This is a genomic window from Limosilactobacillus agrestimuris, from assembly GCF_943193105.1.
Lineage (GTDB): Bacteria > Bacillota > Bacilli > Lactobacillales > Lactobacillaceae > Limosilactobacillus > Limosilactobacillus agrestimuris.
In genome coordinates, this window is record NZ_CALPCW010000020.1 from 1 (window position 1) to 4,348 (window position 4,348).

Here is a 4,348-nt window from a genome sequence, read left to right on the forward strand (position 1 = left end):
CCGCCAACAAAGCCAATAGTAGCTTGCGTATCAGATGATTCAGCTCGTGCGAATACCGAGAAAGTATATGTTCCTGCTGGATAAGCCTGTTTCTTACCAATCAGTCCTCCAGTATTCAAAAGAGCAGTTACTAATCCATTCCATAGATTACCTACTTTAGATACATTAAAAGCTACCCAATCATTAGCTGGGTAACCATCAAAGCCATCTGAACCTTCAATAAGATTAGGATTAGCTTTAGGCGGCGTTACTAGACTAACCATATCTTTAATTGTCAGCCGATCACTTGTATTGAATCGTTGCCGAAAGCCGTCAGCCAACCGTGATAAATCTTCAAATAACATTTACATCACCACTTATGATTTTCAATTGCATCCTCAAGCCATTGTTTAATTGCATCTTGGTCAGCTTTAGTCCAGTAATCAACTCCCCTAATCGGAGTCTTACCATCCTTGCCCGGTTGACCTTGAGCCTTGATGTTCAGGTTAATATCACTCGGCAAATTAATTTGTTGTGCCATCGGGGTTCACCAACTTCACATGCCAATTTCCATCATCAGCAACATATGGTTGGTAAGTATAGCCAACCGGTCCACGCTCACCTTGTGGGCCTTGTTTACCTTCGGTTCCCGGCTCACCTTGTGGACCAGCTACACCTTGGTCTCCCTTATCACCTTTAATCCCTTGTGCCCCTGACATATCAGTTAGAAACTTCATCTCATTGCCGGAACGAATAAACAATTTTGCATTATCTGGATCATCAGCATTACTTGAAATGATTGCCATATCGCCTTCCTTAATATCATCGGCAAAGTGAGCATTCATTTCTGCAATACTAGGGTAAGTCTTATCGACATTAAATCCCTTACCGGCGGGGCCTTGTAATCCTTGTGGTCCCCGTTCACCTTGTGGACCACGTGGGCCTTGTTCACCCTGCGGACCTTGTTCACCAGTTTTTCCGGCAGGGCCGGTTGCTCCTGTTTCACCCTTTGGCCCACGAGCGACAACTCCTAAGTTAATATCACTTTGTAACATTATGCATCTTCTCCTTTATCTTCTTTAATATGCCAGTAACCATCAGCAGCAATGTAAGGCTTCCACGTCTTACCGTCTTTCCCGCGAGGGATTCTATAATTGATAGTCACTGAACCGTCTTCATTAGTTAACATTTCAACAGTTGCGGGTTGATCCGGACTAACACTTTCTACTTTGCCAGCCTTAAACCTTGGCGCATCAACCTGACCAGTCGATACTCTCTTCGCAATATCGTCAAATTCTTTTTTAAATTCGTCTAGTGTTAATGAACTCACTTTTCCTGTTGGTAGATCCAATGAGTTCGACAATACTCGGAACTTCATATCACGATTTGATGGATAAATGGCATGAATAACATCATCTACCATTTCCCAAAGTTCAAGTCGATAGGTACCAGCTGGCAAATCTAGTATTTGATTGGAATTAAATGCTAGTAATCCATCTTCAATCTTCATATCAATAGTCATTACAAGACTATCCTCAGTGGCAAATGAGGCTTTATAAATATACTTTTCCTCTGGAATTACCGGAATGTTATCCTGCAAACATTGAAAAATATAATCTTGTACACCTTCAGTGCGCTTTTGGACGAGGGCAGAGAATACTTTAACATCATTCATTTAATCCCTCCTCAACTTAGAGAGCTCATCCTTTACTGCGTTTTGAATGTAAGGCTTCAGATCGTTTTCGATTACCTGACGGTCAGCTGCCGAAAGCTTAACTGTTGTGTCATCCTTAGCTGGTTGAATATCGTCCGGCTGGTTTGCAATTGCTTCTTGAAGGGCACCATCGTCACCAAAGGCGTACAATTTACCATCAATTTCTTGTCGTCCAGTTAACATCCAAGCATTTTCTGGGTCAAAGTAATATTTCTTTCCGTTGATGGTTTGCCAACCTGTGAGACACCAAGCATTGTCAAAATCCATGTAGTACCAATGACCGTTAATTTGTTGCCAGCCAGTCAAAGCAGCACCAAACGTTCCGTCATGGTTAACATCGAAGTAATACCAATGATTATTAATCTTTCGCCAACCAGTAACCGTCTTCCCAGACTCATCTAGGTAATACCAACGATTATCAACCTTGCGCCAGTCATTCTTAACTGCGGAACCATTTTCAAAATATTGCCAATTATCACCGCTGCCTTGCCAGCCATTAGTGTTACCACTTGGGTTAGCAATTTTCATCCAGGCTTCCTTAGTGAGGTAGAAGATACTCCGGTCCATGTCGCCACCGGTAAACTGCCAACCAGTCAAGGCACCAAAAGCACCAGCACTGACGCTCATGTTTGGCAGTGTCCAACTATTCCAAGTCATCGAGGCATATTTAGCTACCCAGACACCGCAGTATTGAGCACAGTTGGCAACCTGCCACAATGCTGATTCCTGCACATAAATTAAAGGCCATACTCCAGTAAGTCGGTGAACTTCAGTAACGAAGCGCAACGACCATGAAGCATCGCCCCAGGATGAGTTTTGGTATGATTCCCAATCCAGAATTAGGATTCCTTGACCGACGTAATTCTTGATGTTGTTGATGAAGTATTGTGCTTCACTTTCGGGATTGCCACCACCTGCATAATGATACAGCCCCCGTAGCTTGCCTAATTGTCCGGCTAAGTCCCATTGATGATTGCAACGGGGATTAACATAACTGGTACCTTGAGTAGCTTTAACAATGACCCCATCAGCGTGTGAATCCCGAATAATACTATCGGAACTTCCAGAATAAACATCAACTGTATACAATGCCATTGCTAATCAGCCTCCTTTGTTAAATCATTAGCCCGGTTAGGTGCGGTTTGAATGGCAACCTTAACAGGGTCAGTAGTATCATTACCAGTTAAGTCTGACTTTTCATAAGCCGCTTGGACGGCTGATTCAATTGATTTGACATCAACATTAGTAAAGCCACGCTTAGCTAAGACATCCTGAACAACCGTAATTGCTTGATTGAACTTGTCATTGCCAGACATCTGAGCATTAACCAGTGAACTAACTGCTGTGTCAGCTACTTGTTCAATAAAGCTCCACAGTTCCTTTGACTGAATTGTCTTTGCATGTAATGTCTTAGCGTGAATTAAGTTCTGTAGGTACTTAAAAATGTAAACAATCGCAGTCGAAACAACCAACGTAATTACATATTCGGGAATTGCATTAATAATCTCGTTCATCTTCGTTCCTCCAAATTAGTAATTCTTCGTTCATGATCTTTTAATTCCTCGTCGTGGCGAATAAACTTCTTGTCACCATTTTCCAAGCGTAATTCTGCTTTTTGCTGGCGTTGATTAAACTCTTTTAGCCCAGCGTTAACATCACTTAGTTGCTCTCGGATTGGCCCAAAAAGTTGCACATCAGCTTTACCAATTAACCAGCGAAGAATTAATGCAATCGCCGTTAAGATAGCAACGATCGAAGCCCATTCATCCCAATTAAGCGATAAGAAAGAATGTGGTGTAATCCAATTCATTTTCTCACCCTCTATCCGTTAGCTTGTGAGGTGCTAGTTGAAGCGCTGGCTGAAGCCGATTGACTAGCACTAGCGCTTAAAGAAGTGCTCAGACTGGTACTGGTAGAAGCGGAAGCACTAATTGATTCTGAAGTTGATAAGCTGGTACTAATAGATGAACTCATACTTTGCGAAGCACTAGCACTGGTTGAGGTTGAAGCCGAGATACTGGAACTCATCGACTGACTTTGTGAGGTAGAACTACTAGAACTAGTTGATTTACTCTGTGAAGTTGATGCAGAAGTGCTAGTTGATGCAGAAGCCGATGCGCTAGAAAGACTACCAATTAAGCTGTTGAGTTTGCTTAATGTTTGACCGTTAGCATCTGCAACAGCTTGCAACTGATCGCTAGTAACTCGTGACTTAATTGCAGTATTAATTGTAGTTAGCTGATTATTGAGCGCACTAACTTTAACAAACTGGCTCATGTCAGGCACTTCTCCGGCTGGTCCTTGAGCTTTTACCATCGTGTCTAAACTGCCAACGAACCAATCACCGGTAGCTTTATCAAGATGAGGAGTAACCCCGTCTTCTCCTGGATCACCTTTCTCCCCTTTGATGCTGTCTCCCTTATCACCTTTTGGCCCGCTTGGTAATCCTAAGTCAATTCGATATGAATTAGGGTCGTCCGGTAATGGCGTTAGTAAGAATGTTGGTTGAGCGTCAGACGGTAGTTTAGTAACCGTACCCGCAACTAGTTTAGGGGTTATCCCATCTTTACCAGCTGCACCTTGTTTAAAGGCGTTAACCTTTTGGAGTAAATCAGCGTAGACGGCTTGCAAGGTCTTATTGGAGATGTTACTAAT

At 42.7% G+C, this 4,348-nt stretch carries 7 protein-coding genes and 1 pseudogene; all 8 read right to left on the reverse strand.

The window, feature by feature from the left end; genetic code table 11:
• Positions 1-344: hypothetical protein (locus NFR46_RS09185; protein ID WP_251576727.1), on the reverse strand; the 344-nt coding region annotated here is incomplete at its 3' end.
• A 5-nt stretch (positions 345-349) separates the two neighbouring features.
• Complete coding sequence (locus tag NFR46_RS09190) at positions 350-520, reverse strand: hypothetical protein (protein WP_251576729.1); 171 nt, start codon at positions 518-520, stop codon at positions 350-352.
• On the reverse strand, positions 504-1,034 hold the full coding sequence (locus tag NFR46_RS09195; protein ID WP_251576731.1) for a collagen-like protein: 531 nt from the start codon (positions 1,032-1,034) through the stop codon (positions 504-506). The genes NFR46_RS09190 and NFR46_RS09195 overlap by 17 nt, the downstream gene beginning before the upstream one ends.
• Positions 1,034-1,654 carry a hypothetical protein gene (locus NFR46_RS09200; RefSeq protein WP_251576733.1) on the reverse strand — a complete coding sequence of 207 codons (621 nt, stop codon included), beginning with the start codon at positions 1,652-1,654 and terminating at the stop codon, positions 1,034-1,036. The genes NFR46_RS09195 and NFR46_RS09200 overlap by 1 nt, the downstream gene beginning before the upstream one ends.
• Positions 1,655-2,788: a GH25 family lysozyme gene (locus NFR46_RS09205; RefSeq protein WP_251576735.1), complete on the reverse strand. Its 1,134-nt coding sequence runs from the start codon at positions 2,786-2,788 to the stop codon at positions 1,655-1,657. It abuts the gene before it with no gap.
• Between the two features lie 2 nt (positions 2,789-2,790).
• Positions 2,791-3,207: a phage holin family protein gene (locus NFR46_RS09210; RefSeq protein WP_251576737.1), complete on the reverse strand. Its 417-nt coding sequence runs from the start codon at positions 3,205-3,207 to the stop codon at positions 2,791-2,793.
• Positions 3,204-3,503 (reverse strand): hypothetical protein, encoded by a 300-nt coding sequence (locus tag NFR46_RS09215; RefSeq protein ID WP_251576739.1) that lies wholly within the window; start codon positions 3,501-3,503, stop codon positions 3,204-3,206. Before NFR46_RS09215 ends, NFR46_RS09210 begins: the two co-directional genes overlap by 4 nt.
• A gap of 11 nt (positions 3,504-3,514) precedes the next feature.
• Positions 3,515-4,348, reverse strand: a pseudogene (locus tag NFR46_RS09220) (hypothetical protein); the annotation flags it as partial.

What these genes read in the sequence shown, in the direction of transcription:
- NFR46_RS09205 (WP_251576735.1), bottom strand. Translation starts at nt 2,788, where the DNA reads ATGGCATTGTATACAGTTGATGTTTATTCTGGAAGTTCCGATAGTATT.
- NFR46_RS09195 (WP_251576731.1), bottom strand. Translation starts at nt 1,034, where the DNA reads ATGTTACAAAGTGATATTAACTTAGGAGTTGTCGCTCGTGGGCCAAAG.
- NFR46_RS09190 (WP_251576729.1), bottom strand. Translation starts at nt 520, where the DNA reads ATGGCACAACAAATTAATTTGCCGAGTGATATTAACCTGAACATCAAG.
- NFR46_RS09215 (WP_251576739.1), bottom strand. Translation starts at nt 3,503, where the DNA reads ATGAATTGGATTACACCACATTCTTTCTTATCGCTTAATTGGGATGAA.
- NFR46_RS09200 (WP_251576733.1), bottom strand. Translation starts at nt 1,654, where the DNA reads ATGAATGATGTTAAAGTATTCTCTGCCCTCGTCCAAAAGCGCACTGAA.
- NFR46_RS09210 (WP_251576737.1), bottom strand. Translation starts at nt 3,207, where the DNA reads ATGAACGAGATTATTAATGCAATTCCCGAATATGTAATTACGTTGGTT.